19 protein-coding genes are annotated in these 22,583 nt (G+C 71.2%); 6 read left to right on the top strand and 13 right to left on the bottom strand.

The genetic code is table 11. The features are described 5' to 3' along the window. Positions 1–44 precede the first annotated feature (44 nt). The 4 genes from infB to rimP form a co-directional block, all read right to left on the bottom strand. Complete coding sequence (gene infB / locus IEY73_RS12615) at positions 45–3,062, bottom strand: translation initiation factor IF-2 (protein WP_189079351.1); 3,018 nt, start codon at positions 3,060–3,062, stop codon at positions 45–47. 94 nt (positions 3,063–3,156) lie between these two features. Next, positions 3,157–3,492, bottom strand: a complete 336-nt coding sequence (locus IEY73_RS12610; protein WP_189079350.1) for a YlxR family protein — start codon at positions 3,490–3,492, stop codon at positions 3,157–3,159. 40 nt (positions 3,493–3,532) lie between these two features. Continuing rightward, positions 3,533–4,549 (bottom strand): transcription termination factor NusA, encoded by a 1,017-nt coding sequence (nusA, locus tag IEY73_RS12605; protein WP_189079349.1) that lies wholly within the window; start codon positions 4,547–4,549, stop codon positions 3,533–3,535. Beyond that, positions 4,546–5,142: a ribosome maturation factor RimP gene (rimP, locus tag IEY73_RS12600; protein ID WP_189079348.1), complete on the bottom strand. Its 597-nt coding sequence runs from the start codon at positions 5,140–5,142 to the stop codon at positions 4,546–4,548. Before rimP ends, nusA begins: the two co-directional genes overlap by 4 nt. A gap of 210 nt (positions 5,143–5,352) precedes the next feature. Between rimP and IEY73_RS12595 the strand changes: the two genes are divergently transcribed. Beyond that, positions 5,353–5,844: a hypothetical protein gene (locus IEY73_RS12595; RefSeq protein ID WP_229715783.1), complete on the top strand. Its 492-nt coding sequence runs from the start codon at positions 5,353–5,355 to the stop codon at positions 5,842–5,844. After that, positions 5,841–6,266, top strand: coding sequence for a ferritin-like domain-containing protein (locus tag IEY73_RS12590; RefSeq protein WP_189079347.1), 426 nt, complete (start codon positions 5,841–5,843; stop codon positions 6,264–6,266). Before IEY73_RS12595 ends, IEY73_RS12590 begins: the two co-directional genes overlap by 4 nt. A 51-nt stretch (positions 6,267–6,317) precedes the next feature. On the opposite strand, the gene IEY73_RS12585 is transcribed toward IEY73_RS12590, so the two are convergent. Beyond that, a complete protein-coding gene (locus IEY73_RS12585; RefSeq protein WP_189079346.1) occupies positions 6,318–7,004 on the bottom strand; it encodes a VIT1/CCC1 transporter family protein in 687 nt (228 codons plus the stop codon). Next, complete coding sequence (gene map / locus IEY73_RS12580; protein WP_189079345.1) at positions 7,001–7,858, bottom strand: type I methionyl aminopeptidase; 858 nt, start codon at positions 7,856–7,858, stop codon at positions 7,001–7,003. Before map ends, IEY73_RS12585 begins: the two co-directional genes overlap by 4 nt. Positions 7,859–7,979: 121 nt before the next feature. Between map and IEY73_RS12575 the strand changes: the two genes are divergently transcribed. Beyond that, positions 7,980–8,297: an STAS domain-containing protein gene (locus IEY73_RS12575; RefSeq protein ID WP_189079344.1), complete on the top strand. Its 318-nt coding sequence runs from the start codon at positions 7,980–7,982 to the stop codon at positions 8,295–8,297. Here IEY73_RS12575 and IEY73_RS12570 read toward each other — a convergent pair. The 7 genes from IEY73_RS12570 to IEY73_RS12540 all read right to left on the bottom strand — a co-directional run bounded on the left by IEY73_RS12570 (position 8,281) and on the right by IEY73_RS12540 (position 18,942). Then, positions 8,281–11,934: a SpoIIE family protein phosphatase gene (locus IEY73_RS12570; RefSeq protein WP_229715782.1), complete on the bottom strand. Its 3,654-nt coding sequence runs from the start codon at positions 11,932–11,934 to the stop codon at positions 8,281–8,283. The two genes, IEY73_RS12575 and IEY73_RS12570, sit on opposite strands and share 17 nt — an antisense overlap. 199 nt (positions 11,935–12,133) lie before the next feature. Then, positions 12,134–12,883, bottom strand: coding sequence for a gamma-glutamyl-gamma-aminobutyrate hydrolase family protein (locus tag IEY73_RS12565; RefSeq protein WP_189079343.1), 750 nt, complete (start codon positions 12,881–12,883; stop codon positions 12,134–12,136). Positions 12,884–12,934: 51 nt separating this feature from the next. Beyond that, positions 12,935–13,621, bottom strand: a complete 687-nt coding sequence (locus IEY73_RS12560; protein ID WP_189079342.1) for a gamma-glutamyl-gamma-aminobutyrate hydrolase family protein — start codon at positions 13,619–13,621, stop codon at positions 12,935–12,937. A gap of 200 nt (positions 13,622–13,821) precedes the next feature. Beyond that, the gene (locus IEY73_RS12555; RefSeq protein ID WP_189079341.1) at positions 13,822–14,586 is read right to left on the bottom strand and encodes a 3-oxoacyl-ACP reductase; all 765 of its coding nucleotides are present in this window, start codon (positions 14,584–14,586) and stop codon (positions 13,822–13,824) included. A 60-nt stretch (positions 14,587–14,646) separates the two neighbouring features. Next, positions 14,647–16,005 (bottom strand): aldehyde dehydrogenase family protein, encoded by a 1,359-nt coding sequence (locus IEY73_RS12550; protein ID WP_189079340.1) that lies wholly within the window; start codon positions 16,003–16,005, stop codon positions 14,647–14,649. A gap of 45 nt (positions 16,006–16,050) precedes the next feature. Next, positions 16,051–17,397, bottom strand: a complete 1,347-nt coding sequence (locus tag IEY73_RS12545) for a glutamine synthetase family protein (RefSeq protein ID WP_189079339.1) — start codon at positions 17,395–17,397, stop codon at positions 16,051–16,053. Between the two features lie 12 nt (positions 17,398–17,409). After that, complete coding sequence (locus IEY73_RS12540) at positions 17,410–18,942, bottom strand: amino acid permease (protein WP_189079338.1); 1,533 nt, start codon at positions 18,940–18,942, stop codon at positions 17,410–17,412. A gap of 1,018 nt (positions 18,943–19,960) precedes the next feature. Here IEY73_RS12540 and IEY73_RS12535 point away from each other — a divergent pair. The 3 genes from IEY73_RS12535 to IEY73_RS12525 all read left to right on the top strand — a co-directional run bounded on the left by IEY73_RS12535 (position 19,961) and on the right by IEY73_RS12525 (position 22,519). Then, entirely contained in the window at positions 19,961–20,332 is a 372-nt protein-coding gene (locus IEY73_RS12535; protein WP_189079337.1) for a MerR family transcriptional regulator, read from the top strand. 142 nt (positions 20,333–20,474) lie between these two features. Continuing rightward, the gene (locus IEY73_RS12530) at positions 20,475–21,794 is read left to right on the top strand and encodes a sensor histidine kinase (protein ID WP_189079336.1); all 1,320 of its coding nucleotides are present in this window, start codon (positions 20,475–20,477) and stop codon (positions 21,792–21,794) included. 68 nt (positions 21,795–21,862) lie between these two features. Continuing rightward, on the top strand, positions 21,863–22,519 hold the full coding sequence (locus IEY73_RS12525; RefSeq protein ID WP_189079410.1) for a response regulator transcription factor: 657 nt from the start codon (positions 21,863–21,865) through the stop codon (positions 22,517–22,519). Positions 22,520–22,583: the final 64 nt, after the last annotated feature.

Genomic DNA, 22,583 nt, shown 5'->3' with positions numbered 1-22,583 from the left:
CGGCGCGACATGCGCCGGGGGCCGTGCGAACCGTGCCGTGGCCGTCAGGCCCGCGGCTTCTCCCGCATCTCGAAGGTCTCGATCACGTCGCCTACCTGCGGCGAGCCGAAACCGGAGAAGGTCAGACCACACTCGAAGCCCTCGCGGACCTCGGTGGCGTCGTCCTTGAACCTCCGCAACGAGTTGACCGTGACGTTGTCCGCCACCACCACGCCGTCGCGGAGCACCCGGGCCTTGGCGTTGCGCCGAAGGAGACCGGACCGGACCATACAGCCGGCGATGAGACCGATCTTGGACGAACGGAACAACTCGCGGATCTCCGCGGTGCCCTGCTCGACCTCCTCGAACTCCGGCTTGAGCAGGCCCTTGAGCGCCGCCTCGATCTCCTCGATGGCCTGGTAGATGACGCTGTAGTAGCGGATCTCCACGCCGGCGCGGTCGGCCATCTCCTTGACCTTGTTCGAGGCCCGGACGTTGAAGCCGATGATCGTGGCGGTCTGGTCCGAAGACGCGCTCGCCAGGTTCACGTCGCTCTCGGTGATCGCACCGACGCCGCGGTGGATGACCTTGAGCTGCACCTCGTCCGGGATATCGATCTTGAACAAGGCATCTTCCAGCGCCTCGACCGAACCCGAGCCGTCGCCCTTGAGCACCAGAGTGAGCGAGGTCTTCTCGCCCTCCTTGAGCTGCTCCATGAGCGTTTCCAGGGTGGCCCGGCCCCGCGAGTTCGCGAAGCTCGCCGCACGCCTGCGTGCCTGCCGCTGCTCCGCGATCTGCCGGACCGTCCGGTCATCCTCGGCCGCCAGGAACGTGTCACCGGCACTGGGCACCGACGTCAGGCCCAGAACCAGCACCGGTCGCGCCGGGCCTGCCTCGGGCACGGTCTGGCCGTTCTCGTCGAGCATCGCCCGGACACGTCCGTGCGCGCTACCGGCCACGATCGAGTCGCCGGCCCGCAACGTGCCCTTCTGCACCAGGACCGTGGCAACCGCGCCGCGCCCCTTGTCCAGGTGGGCCTCGACCGCGACACCCTGTGCCGGCCCGTCCACCGGAGCGTTCAGCTCCAGCGACGCGTCGGCGGTCAGCAGCACCGCTTCCAGCAGTTCGTCGATGCCGGTGCCGGGCTTGGCCGCCACGTTGACGAACATGGTCTCGCCGCCGTACTCCTCGGCCAGCAGGCCGTAGTCGGCCAACTGCTGACGCACCTTCTCCGGGTTGGCGTCCGGCTTGTCCACCTTGTTCACCGCGACCACGATCGGCACCTCGGCCGCCTTGGCGTGGTTGAGCGCCTCGACGGTCTGCGGCATCACGCCGTCGTCCGCCGCGACCACCAGGATCACGATGTCCGTCACCTGCGCACCACGGGCACGCATGGCGGTGAACGCCTCGTGACCCGGGGTGTCGATGAAGGTGATCGGCCGGTCGTTGCCGTCGTGGTCGTAGGTGACCTGGTAGGCGCCGATGTGCTGGGTGATGCCACCCGCCTCGCCGGCGACCACGTTGGTCTTGCGGATCGCGTCGAGCAGCTTCGTCTTACCGTGGTCGACGTGACCCATGACGGTCACTACCGGCGGCCGGCTGACCAGCCGGTCCTCGGCCACCTCGGCGTCCAGGTCGATGTTGAACTGCGCGAGCAGCGCGCGGTCCTCGTCCTCCGGGCTGACGATCTGCACGTTGAAGCCCAAATGCTCGCCGAGCAGCAGCAGCGTGTCGTCGGAGCACGATTGGGTCGCGGTCACCATCTCGCCCAGGTTGAACATCTCCTGGACCAGCGAGCCGGGATTGGCGTTGATCTTGTCGGCGAAGTCGGAGAGCGACGCGCCGCGAGACAGCCGGACCTCTTGGCCGTTGCCGCGGGGCGCGCCCGAGCTCATCGCCGGAGCCGACAGGTTGTCGAACTCCTGACGCCGCTGCTTCTTCGACTTGCGGCCCCGGGTCGGACGACCGCCGGGACGGCCGAACGCTCCCGCGGTTCCGCCGCCGCGACCGCGACCGCCGCCACCGGGACGACCGGGCGCACCGGTCGGACCGCCGCGGAAGCCACCGCCAGCGCCGCCACCGCGGAAGCCACCGCCACCGCCGCCGCCACCGCGGAAGCCACCGCCACCGCCGCCGCCACCGCCGCGGAAGCCACCGCCACCGCCGCCGCCACGACCGCCGCCGGGACCGCCACGGCCACCGCCGGCGCCGCCGGGACCGCCACCGGGACGTCCGGGACGCTGCGAGGGCATGGAAGCCGGGCTCGGGCGCGGAGGCATGGAAGCCGGGCTCGGGCGCGGAGGCATGCCGGACTGGTTGGAACGCGGCGTGCCGGGCTGGTTGGGACGCGGCATCGACGCCGGCGACGGACGGGAGCCGCTTCCGGAGACGCCGAACGGGTTGTTGCCGGGGCCACGCGACGGCGGACGCGGGTTGCCTCCGCCCGGACCGGGCCGGGCCGGTGCGCTCCCGCCGGGACCGCCGGTGCGGCCCGCCGCAGGCGAACCAGGCCGCGGCGGCATCGTCCCCGGACCGGGGCGCGGTCGCGTCTCGCGGTCACCCGCGGGCTGCTGCGCGCGGCGCTCGGCGTCGCGGGTGCGGGCAGCCTGTGCGGCCTTGACCGCGGCCTCCTGCTCGGCCTTCAGCGCGGACGCGCGGGCCTCAGCAGCCGCCACCTCGATGTCGTGTGCGCTCGCCGGCTTCGCGACCGGGCCCGGAGCGGGCCGCGGACGACCGCCGCCGGGTGGCTTCGGACGCGCTATCGCGCCCGGCGTGGGTGCCGGAGACGCGGGTGCGCTGGGCGTGGCCGGGGGCGCGGGCCGCCGCGGCGGACCGGGCCGAGCCGTGGTGGCGGGCGTCGCCTTGGGCGCGGGCGGCGCGGACGACGCGGCGGCCGGGGCCGCGGAGCCGTTGTTGCCGTTCTGCGCGTTCAGCGCGCCACGCAGCCGCCGGGCCACCGGGGCCTCGACGGTGCTGGATGCGGACTTGACAAACTCGCCCATCTCTTTGAGCTTGGCGAGCACGGTCTTGCTGTCGACCCCGAGCTCTTTCGCGAGCTCGTGTACGCGGGCCTTTCCTGCCACTGCACTCCTCACTCTTGAGGTCGTGCGGGCAGCACCCGCAACGACCTCACTCGTGCACTAGAAGCCTGGTCATTTCAGGGACTTCATCGTGTGCTCATGTCGGTCGTCCTACCTTGCTGTCCGGATGGGGCGCCGACGCCCCACCATCGGTGGTCCCGTGCGGCACGGAGACCGCACGGATGTGCTCGTCCAGCGAGCCGGTGTCGACGACACCGGTCAGCCGCAGCGCACGCCCCCAGGCGCGACGCCGCTCCGCCAGCGCGAAGCAAGCCAGATCGGGATGCAGATGAGCCCCCCGGCCCGGCAATCGGCGGCTCGGATCCGGCCGGAGCAGGAAAACGTCTCCCGCGCCGACGGCGACGAACCGCACCAATGTGACGGCTGGCGCGCGTTTGCGGCAACCGACACAGGTGCGCGTCGGGCCAGCCATGGAAAAGTCTACTCCTCGTGTCCGCGGCTCGCTTATCCGGTCAGCTCCCCGCCTCCGCGGTCTCCCCCTCGGAGACCGCAGCCGACTCACCGTCGGAGTGAATGTCGATGCGCCATCCGGTGAGCCGGGCGGCCAGCCGCGCGTTCTGCCCCTCACGGCCAATGGCCAGCGAAAGCTGGAAGTCCGGAACGGTCACCCGGGCCATCCGCGCCGCCGCGTCCACCACCTCGACACGCAGCGCCTTGGCCGGGGAGAGCGCGTTCCCGACGAACTGCGCCGGGTCATCCGACCAGTCGATAATGTCGATCTTCTCACCGTGCAGTTCGCTCATCACCGCGCGGACGCGCTGACCCATCGGGCCGATGCAGGCGCCCTTGGCGTTGACTCCGGGCACCGCCGACCGCACCGCGATCTTGGTGCGATGGCCGGCCTCCCGGGCTATCGCCGCGATCTCCACCGTGCCGTCGGCGATCTCCGGCACCTCCAGCGAGAAAAGCTTCTTGACAAGCGCGGGGTGCGAACGCGACAGGGTGATCTGCGGGCCGCGGAAGCCCTTAGCGACGTGCACCACGACGCCCCGGATGCGGGCGCCGTGCTCGTACCGCTCTCCGGGCACCTGCTCGGACTGCGGCAGCACCGCCTCCAGCTTGCCCAGGTCGACGATCACGATGCCCTTCTCGGCGCGCGCGGCGTCCGCCTGGACCACGCCGGTGACCAGGTCGCCGTCGCGTCCCGCGTACTCGCCGAAATGCACCTCGTCGGTGGCCTCCCGCAGGCGCTGCAGGATGACCTGCTTGGCGGTCATCGCGGCGATCCGGCCGAAGTCGTGCGGGGTGTCGTCCCATTCCCGCACCACCGCGCCCTCGCCGTCGAGCTCCTGGGCGAACACCGAAGCGGCACCGGTCCCGCGATCGATCTCCACGCGCGCATGGTGCTCCGCGCCCTCGGTATGCCGGTACGCGGTCAGCAGCGCGGTCTCGATCGCCCCGAGGATCGTTTCGAACGGGATCTCCCGCTCGCGCTCGAGGGCGCGCAGCGCCGCGAGGTCGATGTTCACTCCTCCTCGCCCTCCCCTTCGTCTTCGTCGTCGCCGAAGTCAGCCTGATCCATGCGCTTGAACTCGATCTGCACCTTGCCCGGACCGAGGTCGGCGTACGCCATCGCGCGGTCGTCGAGCGTGATGCCGCTGTCGCTCGCCTCGGTCACCCGGCCGGTGACACCGTTGACTGTCACCAGCCGCCCGACGTTGCGGCGCCAGTGCCGCGGCCGGGTCAGCGGCCGGTCCACGCCCGGCGAGCTGACCTCGAGCTGGTACTCCCCGGCGAGCACCTCGCTGCCCGCGTCATCGGCCGCGTCCAGCGCCTCGGAGATGCCCCGCGACACCACGGCGATGTCGTCCAGGCCGATGCCGCCGTCGGAGTCCACCAGCACCCTCGCCACGTGCCGGCGACCGGCCCGGGACACGCTGACGTCCTCCAGGTCGTACCCTGCGGCGGTGACCACCGGCTCGATGACCGTGATCATCCGTGCCCGGGCGGCCTTCAGATCGATCCGCGGCGCGGCGGGCACCCGCTGCTCCGCGGGGTCCCGGCCACGCCCACCGGTGCGTCGAGAGCCTGGACGTGCACCGGGACGACCACGCTGCGTCATCGAGTCCAGCCTCTCTGCTTTTCTGCCCAGGTGTCACCCTCGGACGCGGCCTGCGCCGACGGCGACATGCCGCCGGGCGATGGCGCCCGGCGTTTGCGCAGAGCGTAACGCGCCGGGCACGTGCTCAGCCCGCCGCCGCTCCCAATGCTCACCATGCCCAGGTCAGCGGCCGTCGCGCCAGTCCTCGCCCCGATGGTGTTGACTACTCGGATGGGCAAGAGGGACAACGGGCGCACCCGCCGCGAGGCGTTCGGCGTCGCGGCCGCGCTGGGCACGGCCGCGTGGACGGTCACCACAGTGGCCGGATGCGGCCTTCTCGGCGACGACTCCGAGCCCGCGCCGGCCCCCGATCCGCTGCAGCCGATCCTGGACGAGGCGCTGGGACTCGTCACGGCGTACGACCGGGCCATGGCGACGCAGCCGGACCTGCGTGACCGGCTCGCGCCGCTGCGCGCCGACCACCACGCGCATGCCACCGCCCTCGCCGGGCTGATCGGCACGGACTTGCCGTCGTCCGCTCCGGCCGCGCCCGCCGCCGCGGCTTCGGCCGGCACGGATGCGGTGAGCGGGCTGCGCCGGGCCGAGAAGCAGGCGCACCAGAGCGCCGTCGCGGCGTGCACCAAGGCACCCGCCGATCGGGTGATGCTGGTCGGCTCGGTCGCCGCGTGCCGGGCCACGCACACCGAGGCGCTGCACCGATGAGCGACCCCCTAGCCGCGGCGCTGGCCGCCGAGGAGGCGGCGATCTACGCGTACGGGCTGATCGGCGTCCGTCTGAACGGTGACGCCGACACCGACGAGGCCCGCACCGCCGAACGCACCCACCGCGACCGGCGGGACGTGCTGGTGAGCCTGATGAGCCGGCTGAAGCGCAGCGCCGCGCCGGCGCCGGCCGGATACCAGCTCCCGTTCGCGGTCACCGACCGGGCCAGCGCACTCCGGCTCGCGGTGCACGTGGAGGACGGCGTGGCCCAGGCGTGGCGGGCCTGCCTGCCACTGCGCGACGGAGTGGACCGCGGCACCGCGCTGGCGGCGCTGACCGATGCGGCCGTGCGGGCCACCCGGTGGCGCGACCGTGCGGGCGTGACGCCGGTGACAATGGCGTTCCCCGGCCGAGCGGGCTGAGCCGCGCGGGCTGAGCCGAGCGGGCTGAGCCGAGCGGCGGACGGTGACGGCTCAGGCGAGCGCCAGGCCCACCACGTAAGTCAGGGCGGCGGCGAGCCCGCCCAGCAGGAGCTGCCGGGCACCGCCCCACCACCACGCCCGCGTGGTGAAGCGGGACAGGATCGCGCCCGTGGTGAACAACCCCACGCCGCCCACGCCGAGCGCCAGCGCCAGGCTGTCCGAGCCGAGCAGGTAGGACGCCAGCGGAATCACCGCACCCACCGCGAAACACCCGAACGAGGAGAAGGCAGCGGTCCACGGGCTCGGCAACTCGTCCGGGACCACGCCCAGCTCCTCCTGCGCATGCACGCGCAGGGCCTTCTCCGGGTCGGCTTTCAGCACGTCGGCGACCTGGCGGGCGAGCTCCAACGGCAGGCCGCGCACGGTCCACATGGCGACGAGCTCGTCGGCCTCGCCTTCCGGGTCGCGGCGCAACTCGCGCAGTTCCTTGTCGAGCTCGGCCGCGACCTGTTCGTTCTGCGTCCGGACGCTCGTGAACTCGCCGATGCCCATCGAGACCGCACCGGCCACCAGCCCCGCGACCCCGGCCAGGATCAGAGTGGCGGAACTCACTCCGCCGCCACCCATGCCGGCGATCAGCGCGATGTTGGTGACCAACCCGTCCATCGCCCCGAACGTGGCCGCGCGCAGCCAGCCGCCGGAGACGTCGGAATGGTGGTGCTCGACGGTCTGTGTCACGGGAGGGTGAGGATCTCGTGGCCGTCGTCGGTCACCACGAGCGTGTGCTCGAACTGGGCCGTCCACCGGCGGTCCTTGGTCACCACCGTCCAGCCGTCCGGCCACATCTCGTATTCGTAGGTGCCCAGCGTGATCATCGGCTCGATGGTGAACGTCATCCCCGGTTCCATGACCGTGTCCAGTTGCGGGTTGTCGTAGTGCGGGATGTAAAGCCCCGAGTGGAACGTCTCGGCGATGCCGTGCCCGGTGAAGTCGCGCACGACGCCGTAGCCGAACCGCCGCGCATAGGCCTCGATGACCCGGCCGATCGCGTTGATCGGGCGGCCCGGCGCCACCGTGCGGATGCCGCGCATCATCGCCTCGCGGGTGCGCTCCACCAGCAGCCGGGCCTCGTCCGCGGTCTCGCCGACGCAGAAAGTGGCGTCGGTGTCGCCGTGCACCCCGTTGATGTACGCCGTGACGTCCACGTTGATGATGTCGCCGTCCTCCAGCACGGTGGAGTCGGGGATGCCGTGGCAGATCACCTCGTTCAGCGAGGTGCAGCACGACTTGGGGAAGCCCTTGTAACCCAGCGTGGACGGGTACGCCCCGTGGTCCACCAGGAACTCGTGCACCACGCGGTCGATCTCGTCGGTGGTCACGCCCGGCTTACAGTGCTCACCGGCCAGTTGCGTGGCCTGTGCGGCGAGCCGTCCCGCCAGACGCATCTTCTCGATGGTTTCCGGCGTCTGCACGTGCGAGCCGCGCCACGGCTGGGGGCGGGCCTTGCCGACGTACTCCGGGCGGGTGATCTGCGCCGGAACCGCCCGCCAGGGCGACTGTGTTCCCGGCTTCAGGGGGGCGCGAACGGTCATGAGGCCACACTATCGCCGCAGCGTCACCGCCCGTGGTCACGGCCCGCAAACCGCGACGTACGCCATGCCATGCGCGTGACCCCTTCTTGCTGCCCCCTGACCGCTGTGTAATCGTGTTTGCGTGGATCAAGACGGTCGGGACCAGAATTTCTCTGCCGCCAGTCAGGTGAACGGCGACCACGTGGAGGTCGTGGTGACCGGCGAGGTCGACATGTCCACCGCCGATGCCCTGTTCCGTGCCGCGACACCCGACGGGGTGCACTGCGCCACGCTCGACCTGAGCGCGGTCACGTTCTTCGACTCGGCCGCGATCCATGCCGTGATCCGGCTCGCCGATCGCTACCCCGGTGCGCTGGAGGTGCGGCCGTCGCCGCAGGTCCTGCGCGTGCTGGAGATCTCCGGGCTGGCCGGGCAGCCGTGGCTCAAGCCGCCTTCGTGATCGGTCGGCGCAGCGTCACCGAGGTGCCCGAGTCCGATCGCGAGACGGACATCTCCGACAGTGCTCCGATCAGCGCCAGCCCGCGACCGCGGAATCCCGCCGCGGTGGACGGACGCCAGCTCCCGGTGTCCCGCACGGTCACCGTCACGGCGTCCGCGTCGAGCGACGCTTCCACGGTGATCACCGGAGCGGTCGGTTCGACCGGGTGTTCGATGGCGTTCGCCGCCGCTTCGGACACCGCCACGGTCAGGTCGAAGATGTCGTTCTCGGGCACCTCGTGCGCGGTCAGGAAGTCCTCCAGCCGACGGCGCAGCAAGCTCAGCCGGGTGGGGTCCGACGGCAGCCGGAGCTGAAACTCGCGCGGCTCGGTGACCTGCAGGGCAAGCAGCGCGATGTCGTCCCGGCGTTCCCGCAGCGAAGCCTTGCTGATCAGGGCTTCCAGCAGGTCGTCCACATGGCCGGCCGGCTTGGTCAGGTCGGCGGCGACCCCGGCCATCCCGGAGTCGACACCCTCCGCGCGGTCCTCCACCAGCCCGTCGGTGAACAGCAGCAGCCGGCTACCCGGAGCGAGATCGCGCTGCAGAGTCGGATAGTCGACATCACGCACCGCGCCGATGGGTGGCCCGAGCGCCGAGGTGTGCAGGAACGTCGCCGCCTCCCCCGGCGCGGCCACCGCCGGCGACGGGTGGCCCGCCGAGGAAAACCGCAGCACCCGGGTGTGCGGATCGAACCGGACGCACACCACCGTCGCGAACTGTCGCCGGCCCAGGTTGTCCACCAGCCGGTTCAGCCGGGTCAACGCCGCACCGCAGTCGAAGCCCTCCAGGATGTACGCGCGCAGGGCGTTGCGAAGCTGCCCCATGCCCGCGGCGGCCTGCACGCCCTTGCCGACCACGTCCCCGATGATCAGGAACAACTGGTCGTCCGGGTTGGTGATCACGTCGTACCAGTCGCCGCCGACCTCCGCCTCGCTGCTGCCCGGCAGGTAGCGGCTGGCCAGGATCGCGCCGGGCACCCGCGGCAGCGACTGCGGCAGCAGGCTGTGTTGCAGGGTGCTCGCGATCCGGTGTTCCGCCTCGTAGAGTTGCGCGTTCTCCAGACGCAGACCGATCAGCCGGGCGAGCTGGGTGAGCAGGCCCGGCTCCGGGGCGCCGTCCGCACCCGCCCAGACGCTCAGTTCGCCCAGGGTGGTGCCCGCGGTGTCGGGCAGCGACAGCACCGCGACCGGATCCGCGGATCCCTCCGCGCCGCCGTCCACCTCGGCCCGCGCGCCGGGCACCGTGAGCCGGACCCGTCCCGCCCCGGTCATCGCCTTCACGTGCTGGGCGGCCACCCGCAGCACCTCGCTGGTGGTGTTCACGGTGCTCACCGCGGCCGCCGCGTCGACCAGACCGCGCAGCCGGCTGATGATCTGCCGACGAGACTGTCCGAGGTCCAGGTTGGATCGCACCCGGGCGGTCAGTTCCCGCGCCGAGAACGGCTTCACGAGGTAGTCGTCGGCGCCCACCGACAGGCCCTCGACGCTGGCTTCCTCGCCGGCCCGGGCGGAGAGCACCACGATCGGCACGTCCCGGGTCCGCTCCTGGGCACGCAGCGCCCGGATCAACGCGAAACCGTCCAGCCGGGGCATCATCACGTCGGTCAGCACCAGGTCGAACATCTGCTGCCGGGACGCCTCCAGCGCGGCCTGGCCGTCGGCCACTGCCGTCACGTCCCACATCGGCCGCAGCAGCCGCGACACGTGGTCACGCAGGTCTGCGTTGTCGTCGGCGAGCAGGATCCGCCCTCGGCGGCTGTCGTGCAGGGCACCCACCGGCGGCTGCCCCGCGTCCGCATCCGGCGGCTCCTCGGTCCACCAGTGCGCCTCCTCGACATAGAGGCGGGGTTCCGCCTCGGGAACCACCGGGGCCTCGCCCTGGAGGATCCGGTCGGCGGGCAGGTGGGCCGTGCCGAGCGGGATCCGGACCGTGAACACGCTGCCACGGCCCAGTTCACTGGTCGCCGCGGCGCTTCCGCCGTGCAGTTCGGCCAGCTCGCGGACCAGCGCCAGGCCGATGCCGGTGCCCTCATGGCTGCGCGACCACGTGTCGGCGATCCGGTGGAAACGGTCGAAGAGCATCGGTTGCTCGGCCTCGGACACGCCGATGCCGGTGTCCGCCACTTCCAGCACCGCGTCCCGCCCGTCCGCCGACAGGCGCACCGTCACGCCACCCTCGCGGGTGAACTTGACCGCGTTGGACAGCAGGTTGAGGACGATCTTCTCCCACATCTCGCGGTCCACATAGACCGGTGCCGGCAACGGCCGGAGGTCCACCGTCAGGTCCAGGCCGGCCCGCTCGGTGGCCGAGCGGAAGGTGCTGGCCAGCCGGGCGGTGTAGTCCGGCAGGTCGGTCGCCCGGTACGCCGCGCGCATCCGCCCGGACTCCAGACGCGAGAAGTCAAGCACCGTATTGACCAGCTTGAGCAGGCGGAACCCGTTGCGCTGCATGGTCTCCAGCCGGTGACGGAGCTCGTCCGGCAACTGCGGCACGGCGAGCATGTCCTCCACCGGACCGAGGATCAGGGTCAGCGGCGTACGGAACTCGTGGCTCACGTTGGAGAAGAAGTTCGTCTTCGCGGCGTCCAACGCGGCCAGGTCGGCGGCACGGCGGCGCTCCTGCTCGTACGCGCGGACGTTGGCCACCGCCCGGGAGATCTGCGCACACACCAGGTCGAGGAACGCGGAATAGTCCTGATCCACCGCGAGGTACTTGCTCACCCCCACCACGAGCAGCCCCACGTTGCCGGTGCCGATGCCCACCGGCAGAGCCAGGGCCTGCGTGGCGGCGGTGTCCGGGACGGCGGCGCACGCCTCGGCCAGCGGCAGCTCACCCGGCCGACCCGTGCCGAGCACCTGGTGGATGGTCCCGAGGCAGGCATCGCCGAACGCCGCGAACTCGCGCGCCGCCGCCCCACTCGCCCCGACCAGCGTGAGCCCGCCGCCGTCGTTCGGGTCGTCCAGATAGAGTGCGGCGAACGGCACGTCCGCCGCGTTCTCCCCGAGCACCTGCGCGACCTGCGCGCCCAGCGAGCCCTGACCGGTGGCGCCGGCCAGCCGGGAGCCCAGCGCGCTCAGCGTCCGCACCCGGCGCTCGTTGAGCACCCGTTTGGTGGTCTCGGTGACGATGCACAGCACGCCGCCGACCGAGCCGCTGGATGACCGGATCGGGTCGTACGAGATGTCGAAGTACGTGTGCTCCAGGAAGCCGTATCGGTCGATCGTGAACTGGTGATCGGTCGCCCAGTAGGACTCGTCGGCGCGCACCACGCCGTCGAACAGCTCCTGCAGCAACGTCCACGTCTCCGCCCACATCACGTGTCCGGGTCGGCCCAGCGAGACCGGGTGCTTGCTGCCCATGGTGGCGATGTAGGCGTCGTTGTAGAGGACGCAGTATTGCGGGCCGTAGAAGATGACGATCTGCGCGCGAGAGGCGAGCGTGGTGGCGACCGCGTTCTGCAACTCCGCGGGCCAGCCAGCCGGCGGCCCGAGCGGTGTCTTCGCCCAGTCCAGCGCCCGCATCCGGCGGCCCATCTCACCGCCACGCTCGAACGCGGTGCGAAGAAGCTCCGGCAGGGCGCTCTCCGAGCCGGCGCTCATTTAGCCCTCCCGCGATGATCCGCCGCTGGCCGAATGGTGCCGGCCACGGTGCGTGCACGGTAGCACCGATCGCGATCCGGCCTCAGCCGGAGTGCGACAGGCCGACCGCCACGCCGCTCCCGCACCACGGTCGGGGGACACCGCCGAGGCCGGCCCGCTCGGTTCTCCCGGTGGCTGGATCGCTTCCGACCGGGGCGGGTCAGGCGGCGAGCGCGGGCCGGGTGAGATCCGAACGCCGCGCCGCCGCGCTCGCCAGGGCCTCGAACACGCGCAGGTCACCGGTCCGCTCCGGGTGCCACTGCACACCGAGAGCGAAGACCCGCCGCGGGTCCTCAAGGATCTCCGCGACGCGGTCCTCCGGGCACCAGCCGCTCACCGTGAACGTGCCCGGGTCGTCGACCGCCTGGTGGTGAAAGGAGTTCACGGTCAGGTGGGCGCCGAGCAGGGCGTGCGCCCGGCTCGCCGTCTGCACCACCACCTCATGCCGCCCGTACGCGGAAGCGTCGGCCGACAACGGATCGGTGCCGGGTGCCGCGCGGTGCCGGTCGTGCCCGATCACGTCGGGCAGGTGCTGGTGCAGCGAGCCGCCGCCGGCCACCGCCATCAACTGCATGCCCCGGCAGACACCCAGAATCGGCAGGTCCCGTTCCAGGGCGGCGTGCATGAGCATCAGCTCGGAACGGTCCCGGACCTCGTCCACGTCCGCGGCCGGGTGCAGCCGAGCGCCCCAGTGCCGCGCGTCGATGTCGCCGCCGCCGGTGAACACGATGCCGTCCAACGAATCCAGCACGTCCACGCCCGGATCGTCCGGAGTGATCAGCACGGCGCGACCGCCGGTGGCATGCACCGCCCGCACGTACGACATGGGCAGCATGCCCGCCATCAGGTCATTGCCGCCGTACTGCACCTGCTGGGCGTACGCGGTCAGTCCGATCAGGGGCCTGCGCATGTGCCGCGGTCCTCCTCGTCGCTTGTCGTCTCGTCTCGCCGGTGCAACGCCTCAGGCGCTCGCCGCGCTCACCAGGGCGCCGAAGAGCCGCCGATCGCGGGACACTTCGGGGTGCCACTGCACGCCGAGCACAAACGGGCGGCCCGGATCCTCCAGCGCCTCGACCACACCATCGGCCGCCCATCCGGTGACGCTGAGCGCGCCGGCGTCCGCCACGCCCTGGTGGTGATAGCAGTTGATCTCGCGGTCGGCGCCCATCAACTCGGCGATCCGGCTACCTGATTCGAATACCGCCTGCTGGCTGCCGTAAACGCCGGGCGCGGGCCGATGCTTGTCGTGGCCCACCACGTCCGGCAGATGTTGCTCCAGCCGGCCACCCGCGGCCACCGCCAGCACCTGCATCCCGCGGCACACGCCGAGCACCGGAAGATCCGTCGCGAGCGCGGCGCGGGCCAGCGGCAACTCGGCGGCGTCCCGCTGCGGACGGGTGTCGGTCAGCGGCTGCGGCGACGCGCCGTACCGCGCCGGGTCGACGTCCGCGCCGCCGCCCAGCACCAGCCCGTCCATCCGCCGCAGCACGTCGGTGTCCGCGTCGTCCGGAGGCAGCAGCACCGCTCGCCCACCGGCCAGCGTCACGGCCTCGACGTACGCATGCGGCACGAGCGTGGTCGGCAGCCGGTGCCAGACACCCCAGGAGGCCGGCTCCACATAGGTGGTGATACCGATGAGCGGACGCATCATTCCACCGTAACCACCTTGCGTTACGGATCGGGACACAGGCGCGCGGCGCCCCCCGATGACGGGGGGGCGCCGCGCCCGGGTCCCCGCCCACCCGCATGGGGTCGTGGCCACGCGGGCGGGGATTCGACCCCTTCGCCCGGCTCAGGTGGGCCGGCACGTGGGAGATCGATTCCCGGCCGACGCGAGCGTTAAACGCATCACAGCGGTGTGACGTAGGCCCCGGTGATGCCGCCGTCCACGACGAACTGCGAAGCCGTCATGAAGGAGGCGTCGTCGCTGGCCAGAAAGGCCACCGCGGCGGCGATCTCGGCGGGCTCGGCGAACCGGCCCATCGGCACGTGCACCAGCCGGCGCGCGGCCCGCTCCGGGTCCTTCGCGAACAGGTCCATCAGCAGCGGCGTGGCCACCGGGCCGGGGCACAGCGCGTTGATCCGGATGCCCTCGCGGGCGAACTGCACCCCCAGCTCGCGGGTCATCGCCAGCACGCCGCCCTTGCTGGCGGTGTACGCGATCTGCGAGGTGGCCGCGCCGAGCAGCGCCACGAACGACGCCGTGTTGATGATCGAACCCTTGCCCTGACGCTGCATGTGCGGGATCGCGTACTTGCAGCAGAAGAAGACCGAGGTGGTGTTGACCCGCAGCACCCGTTCCCACGCGTCCAGCCCGGTGACCAGGATCGAGTCATCGTCCGGCGGGGAGATCCCGGCGTTGTTGAAGGCGATGTCCACCCGGCCGTGCCGCCGGACCACACCGTCGAACAGCTCGCGCACCGCCTGCTCGTCGGCGACGTCACAGGCCACGAACTCGCCGTTCACCTCCTGCGCCACCGCCTCGCCCGCCTCCGCCGAGACGTCCACGCACACCACCCGCGCACCCTCGGCGGCGAACCGCCGCGCGGTCGCCAAGCCGATGCCGCTGCCCGCGCCGGTGATCACGGCGACCCGGTCCTGCAAACGTTCCACGTGGTTCCCTCTCTGTGCCCCGTCGCCTCTCTCTGTGCCCCGTCGCCTCGCGGGTGCCGTTCAGTCGTCACTCGCGATGAAGACGTTCTTGACATCGGTGAACGACAGCAGCGCGTCCGGCCCCAGCTCCCGGCCCAGCCCGGACTGCTTCATCCCGCCGAACGGCGTCCAGTAGCGCACCGAGGAATGCGAGTTGACGCTCAGCGTGCCGGTCTGCACCGCCCGGGACACCCGCAGCGCCCGGCCCAGATCACGGGTCCACAGCGATCCGGACAGGCCGTACTCGGTGTCGTTGGCCAGCCGGATCGCCTCCTGCTCGTCGCGGAACGGCAGGACCGACACCACCGGGCCGAACACCTCCTCGCGCCAGTGCGGGTCGGCCGTGGACCGGGCCAGCAGCACCGTCGGCGGGAACCACCAGCCTTCGCCGGCCGGAGCGCTGCCGGCGAAGGCCACCTCGGCGTCCCGGACGTACCCGGCCACCCGGCGGCGATGCCCCTCGGAGATCAGCGGACCCATCTGCGCCTGCGGCGTGGACGGGTCGGTGACCCGGAACGCCCGCACCGCCGGTTCCAGCAGACCGAGGAACTTCTCGTACACGGAGTCCTGGACGAGCAACCGGGAACGCGCGCAGCAGTCCTGGCCGGCGTTGTCGAAGACACTCGCCGGCGCGGACGCGGCGGCACGTTCCAGGTCGGCGTCGGCGAAGACGATGTTGGCGCTCTTGCCGCCGAGCTCCAGCGTCACCCGCTTCACCTGCTCGGCGCAGCCCGCCATGATCGCCTTGCCGACGCCGGTGGATCCGGTGAAGCAGACCTTGCGCACCCGCGGATGAGTGACGAACCGGCGGCCCACCACGTCCCCACGGCCGGGCACCACGATGAACACGTCCTCCGGCAGGCCCGCCTCCCGCGCCAGCTCACCCAGCCGGATCGCGGTCAGCGGGGTGAGCTCGGCCGGCTTGAGCACCACCGTGTTGCCCGCGGCCAGCGCCGGGGCGAACCCCCAGGCCGCGATCGGCATCGGAAAGTTCCACGGCACGATGACGCCGACCACGCCCAGCGGCTCGTGGAACGTCACATCCAGGCCGCCGGGCACCGGGATCTGCCGCCCGGACAGGCGTTCCGGCGCTCCGGCGTAATAATGCAGCACGTCCCGGACGTTGCCCGCCTCCCAGCGGGCGTTGCCCACGGTGTGGCCGGCGTTGCGCACCTCCAGGCCGGCGAGCTCGTCGAGGTGCTCGTCCACCAGCGTGGCGAAGCGGCGCAGCAGGCGTGCCCGGTCCCCCGGCGCGACCGCGCGCCAGGACTCGAACGCCCGGTCAGCGCGCTCGATCGCCGCGTCCGTCTCCGCCTCGCCGTTGTCCGGCACCGTGGTGAACCGCTCGCCGGTGGCCGGGTCGATCACGTCAGTCGTCACGCGTACCTCCCGGGCCGATCCTCACACGCGCACCCGGACCGCCGGTCATAGACGCTCGAAGCCACGCCGCAGTTCCCAGTCGGTGACCGCGGCGTCGAAGGCGGCGAGCTCGACCTTGGCCATGTTCGCGTAGTGCGCCACCACGTCGGCGCCGAACGCCTCCGCGGCGGGCCCGCTGCGTTCCCACAGCCCCGCCGCCTCACGCAGGGTTGCCGGTACGCGCGGCGCACCCTCGTCCAGGTAGGCGTTGCCGGGGTGCTCGTCCTCCAAGGCGAGCTCGTTCTCGATGCCGTGCAGGGCGCCCGCCACCAGCGCGGCGATCGCCAGGTACGGGTTCACGTCGCCGCCCGGCACCCGGTTCTCCACCCGCATGCCCTCCCCGTGACCGGCGATACGCAGCGCACAGGTGCGGTTGTCCACGCCCCAGCGCAACGCGGTCGGCGCGAACGAGCCCGGCTGGTAGCGCTTGTAGGAGTTGATGTTCGGCGCGAACAGCAGGCCGAAGTCGCGCATGGTGGCGAGCAGCCCGGCCAGCACCCGCTGCCCGATGGCGCTCAGGTGCGCCGGGCCGTCGCCGAGCATCGCCGACCGGCCGTCCTCGCCGCGCAGCGAGAAGTGGATGTGGCAGGAGTTGCCCTCGCGGTCGTTCGGCTTGGCCATGAAGGTGAGCGCCATGCCCTCCTGCGCGGCGATCTCCTTCGCCCCGTTCTTGTAGATCACGTGGTGATCCGCACAGGTGAGCGCGTCGGTGTAGCGGAAGGCGATCTCGTGCTGGCCGAAGTTGCATTCACCCTTCGCGCTCTCCGGGACCAGACCCGCGCCGTACATCTCGTTGCGGATGCGGCGCAGCAACGGTTCCACCCGGGCGGTGCCCAACAGCGAATAGTCGACGTTGTACTGGTTCGCCGGGACAAGGTCCCGGTAGTTCTTCGACCAGGCCTGCTCGTACGTGTCGCGGTACAGGACGAACTCCAACTCGGTCCCCGCGTACGCGGTCAGGCCGTGCGCCGCCAGCCGGTCCAGTTGGCGGCGCAGGATCTGCCGGGGTGAGGCATACACCGGATCGCCGCCGGTGGTCTCCAGATCGGCCAGCACCATGGCGGTGCCCGGCTGCCACGGCACCCGGCGCAACGTGCCGAAATCCGGCCGCATCACGAAGTCGCCGTAGCCGGAGTCCCAGGACGACATCGCGTACCCGTCCACGGTGTTCATGTCCACGTCGACCGCGAGCAGGTAGTTACACCCCTCGCTGCCGCCGCGCACCACCTCGTCCACGAAGTACCGGCCGTGCAGGCGCTTGCCCTGCAGGCGCCCCTGCATGTCGGTCAGGGCCAGCAACACCGTGTCGACGCTGCCGTTGTCCACCGCGACGTCGAGATCTTCGAGATCCATGCAGAAGTCCTATCAGTCCGTCGGCATGGTCGGCATGGTCTGCTCCCCGTGCGCCGCCCTCTCCAGCAGGTTCTGCCTCGGACCGGTGAACCACCTGCGGGCACCGGCGAACCACCAGATCGTGGCCGCGCCCACCACCACGGCCACCGCCACGATCGTGTAGTTGAAGGTCTCCGCCGTGACCGGACTCGACGTGGGCAGCACGAACAGCACGCAGATGACGACCACCCAGACGATCGCGATCCACCCGATCGGCGCGCTCCACCGGCCCAGGTTCCACGGTCCCGGCTGGAAATCCGGGCTCAGCCGGCGCAGCAGCACCGGTCCCACGTACGCGATGTAGAGGCCGATCACCGCGATCGAGGTGGCGGCGAGGTAAGCGGTGGTGTTCCACAGCGACGGCAGCACCAACAGGGTGGAGATCGTGACGCACAGCCAGATCGAGTTGGTCGGCGTTCCGGTACGCGGATTCACCTGCTTCCACCACCGGGAGCCGGGCAGCGCGCCGTCGCGAGCGAACGCGTACGCCATCCGCGAGTTGGCGGTGACCGAGGCCATGCCGCAGAAGAACTGCGCGACCACGCAGATGAACAGCAGGAACGTGCCGAGGTTGTGGCCCACCGCGTCGATGAAGATCTGCGCCGGGGGCAGACCGAGGTCGGTGTCCCGTTCGGCCGCATAATCCTGGATCGACCAGGTGATGGCCACCAGCAGCACGAAGCCGGCGGCGATCGAGACGACCACGGACATCACGATGCCGCGCGGGGCGGCGCGGGCCGCGTCGTGCGTCTCCTCCGCCACGTGCGCCGACGCGTCGTACCCGGTATAGGTGTACTGAGCCATCAACAGGCCGATGAGAACCGCGTACACCGAAGCGCCGGCGAACCCGAAGCCTGTCGCGTTCTCCACCTGGGTGAACACCTCGGAGATCGGCTTGTGCTGATCCGGCACGATCGCCAGCACCGCCACGATGACCGCCACGCCGATCAGATGCCACCACGCGCTGACGTCGGACAGCAGCCGGACCAGGCTGACGCCGAAGGTGTTCAGCAGGCCGTGCGCCACGATGATGATCAGGAAGATCAGGAACGTACGCCCGGCGGTCACCTCCATGTCGAAGGTCAGGCTGAGGAACGCCGACGTGGTGATGGCGGCGCCGAAGTCGATCGCCGCGGTGACCGCCACCTCGCCCAGGAAGTTGAACCACCCGACGAACCACGCCCAGGCTGCCTTGTTGCGCTTGGCCAGCGCGGCGGCCCACCAGTACAGCGCACCGGCCGTCGGGTACGCCGAGCACACCTCGGCCATCGCCAGCGCCACAAACGTGACCATGCCGCCGACGAACAGCCAGCCGAGCGTGATGGCCAGCGGACCACCCGCCGCCATCGCGATGCCGTACGACGTGATGGCTCCGGCCAAAATGGAAATGATCGAGAACGAAACGGCAAAGTTCGAGAAGCCGGACAACCGGCGGTGCAACTCTTGCTGATACCCGAGTTGGGCCAGGCGTTCTTCATCGGTGTTGGGGACGGGATGGGCGCTCATGTGTCTCCCCTCGCCGTGGGCGTGTGGAGATCATCTACCGCCCGTGTTACGGGCGTCAATGAGGTGCGTTAATTGCGTTGCCGCAGTTCGCTCCGGGTGGGCACACTCGTGGCATGACAGGGCACCGATACGCCGGGCGCGGGACCACCCGCGTGCCGTTGCGCGTGACCCTGCCGGTGTTCTGCCGCCTTCCGGCGCTCTGATGCCACGGCGCGCGGAGCCCTCGGCAGGCTTCGCGGACACCTACCGGGAGACCGGGAAACCGGTCTCCGTCCCGCGGCGGCGCGGGAGCGCGGTCACCTCTCTCACACGCACGGCATAGCCGTCGCCACGCCCGCTCCCGCGCCGTCGCCCTCTTCCGTCGTTTCTTCCGGCACTCTCCACACCCTTCCGAGTGCCGCATTCGCCCGCCCGACCACCCGACGTCGCCCGCCCGACCACCCGATGGCGCGGTCTGGCCGTAGCCCGCATAACAGCCCTCCGCGACGCCCCGCCGCACAAGATGCTTATCGATCTTGGACTTGGCGGGGCAGAGATGCGGCTTTTGTTCGCCTCCACGGCCCACGGAGTTCAAGATCGCTGCATCCTGGGGCCCGCCCGCGGGGCCGGGACGCCCGATGGGGTGAGGGGGAAAATCTACAGCGTCGAGTCTAGAAATACTGTCGCGGCCGGAATAGCATCCATGGTGTCGGCAAGCACAGCCGACGTGCAAGTGGCAAGGAACCCGAGTTAGTGGCAAGGAACCTGAGTTGGCGTAAGGAGGACGAGATCCCGCAACGATGCGTTATCGCACCGTCCCCGACCCGACAAGAGGTGATCGCTGCCGATCTTTGCGAGGCCGACCGCTAGCGGCACGCAGGCGGATGGCCCTTTGCGCCGGCCGAGAACCGGCATCTCAAGAACTGAACACCGAGGGCCCCGGTGACCCACCGGGGCCCTCGGGCGTGCCGGGAAGCACCCCTGCCACACGCTGAACAGGCAGGAAACACCACTGCACGCCACACAATGAGAAGGGTTGATGAACACCACGTTCGACGATGCCGATTTTCCGGCGTACTCGATGGGCCGCGCCGCCGACATGATCGGGGTGACCCAAGCCTTCCTCCGCAGTCTCGGCGCGGCCGGCCTGATCCGGCCGCAGCGGTCGCTCGGTGGGCACCGGCGCTATTCGCGACACCAACTCCAACTCGCCGGCCGCGTCCGGCAGCTTCTCGACGAGGGTTTGCCACTGGCCGCCGCCTGCCGGATCGTCACCCTTGAGGACCGGCTCGCCACGGCGCAACGCCGGATCGCGGAACTCGGCGGCACCCCGAGCGCCGACGAGGACGCCGAGGTGCCGACACCGACGCATCCCGACATTTCGACCCCGCGATACTTCCGCGCTCCCTGACCCGGGCCGAACAACGCCCGGCCGAACAACGCCCGGCCGAAACAACGCCCGGCCGAACAACGCCGGGCTGAGACACGAGCCGGCCTGCGGCTTTGCGACCAACGGCTGGTCTTCTGTCGTACACGTGTGGGAGGGTCGCCGCATGCCTGCCCTCGACGACTGGCGTCGCCCTCCGCCGACCGGCCGGCAGCGCCGCGTCGACCTCGGCATCGGCCTGTCGGTCACCGCGCTGGCGCTGTTCAATCTGCTGCTGGCGCGCTCCGCCGGCATGTTGTCGTACGGTCCGAGCGGCGCCGCCGAGCAGGTGTGCTGGGTGCTCGCCGTGTCGCTGCCGCTGATCTGGCGGCGCAGCCACCCGGATGTGGTCGCGGTGGTCATCGCGGTGATGTTCGTCGGGGCACAGGTGCGCGTGGTGCCCGAGCAGCAGGTCGCCTCGGGCGTGATCTTCGCCGCGGTGTACGGGTTGGGCGCCTGGGGCCGCGACCGTCGCCGGGCACGCGTGCTGCGGCTTGCCATCATCGCGGCGATGTTCGTGTGGTTGTCCGTGTCGCTGGTGCTGCACCATGGCATGTTGCCCACCGACGGGGCCGGTCCGTTGGGGCCGCTGTTCGCCAGCATCGTGAACGGCGTACTGATCAATGTCCTGATCTTCGGCTTCGCGTACCTGTTCGGAGAGACCGCGTGGCTTGCCGCGCGACGCGAGCACCAGTTGCAGTTGCAGGCCGAGCAGCTTCGGGCGGCGCAGGCGATGGCCGCCGAGCGCGCCATGTTCGGCGAGCGGGTTCGCATCGCCCGCGATCTGCATGACGTGGTGGCCCATCACGTCTCGGTGATGGGCATCCAGGCCGCCGCCGCCCGCCGCAGCCTCGACCGCGATCTCGGCACCGCGCGGACGGCGCTGGCCGCGGTGGAGGACTGCGCCCGGACCGCGGTGCACGAGCTGCGGCGCATGCTCGGCGCGCTGCGTATCGCCGCCCCGCCCGACCACGCCTGGTCCGCTGCCGCGAGCCGGGAGACCGCCCCGGAGCGGGAGACCGCCCCGGAGATCGTGGGCCGCATCGACCGGGTGGGCGAGCTGGTCGAGCGGATGCGGCAGGCCGGGCTGGAGACGAGCCTCGCCGTCTACGGCGAGGCGGTGCCGCTGCCGGATTCGGTGTCGCAGACCGCCTACCGGATAGTTCAGGAGTCGCTGACCAACACGCTGAAACACGCCGCGGCGTCCAGTGTCGACGTGCGTCTGCGCTACCTGGCGCGGGAGCTGGAGATCGACGTGGCCGACGACGGGCGGGGCGGCCCGGCACCGGACGGCCTGCCGGGCCCCGGCCTGGGGCTGACCGGCATGCGCGAGCGCGTCGCGATCCATGACGGCGCGATCGAGATCGGCCCGCGGTCATCCGGCGGCTTCCGGGTGCGCGCGCGGCTGCCGCTGACCGAATCGCTCGCGTCCGGAGCGACCCGGTGAACGGCGGCCCCGCGCGCCCGGCCAGCGCCGTCGGCGACCCGGCCGGATCGGAGCGCCGCGATGCCCCGATCCGGGTGGTGCTGGCGGACGACCATCAACTCGTGCGCAGCGGCTTCCGGGTCATCCTCGATCTGGAGGATGACATCGAGGTGGTCGGCGAGGCGGCGGACGGCCTCCAGGCCGTGGAGCTGACTCGGCGGGCCGCGCCGGACGTCGTCCTGATGGACGTCGAGATGCCCGGCCTGGACGGCCTGGAGGCGACCCGGCGGATCACCGCGCACGACGGGCCGTCGGTGCTCATCCTGACCACCTTCGACCGCGACGACTATCTGTTCGCCGCCCTGCAGGCGGGGGCGAGCGGCTTCCTGCTCAAGAACGGCTCCCCGGAAGAGCTGACCGAGGCGGTGCGCGTGCTCGCCCGCGGCGACGCCCTGCTCGCGCCGGAGGTCACCCGGCGGGTCATCGCGGCGTTCGGCAAGCCCGCGATGGGCGCCGGCGGCGCTCCGGCGGCCCGTCGGCTGGCCGAGCTGACCGCACGCGAACACCAGGTGCTGGTGGAGCTGGCCTCCGGCGCCACCAATGCGGAGATCGCCACCCGGCTGCGGCTGGGTGAGACGACGGTGAAGACGCATGTGAGCCGGGTGCTGATGAAACTCGGCGCCCGCGACCGCACACAGGCGGTGGTGCTCGCGTACGAGCTGGGCGTGGTGCGGCCGGGAGGGTGAGCCGGGTCCTCCCCGCGAAGGATCTTGATGATCATCCGCGTGCCGGACGTGCCGACCGGCGCGA

The organism is Mangrovihabitans endophyticus, from assembly GCF_014646155.1.
Lineage (GTDB): Bacteria > Actinomycetota > Actinomycetes > Mycobacteriales > Micromonosporaceae > Actinoplanes > Actinoplanes endophyticus.
The sequence above is the reverse complement of the archived record's forward strand: the minus strand, read 5'-3'. Positions and strand labels throughout refer to the sequence as shown.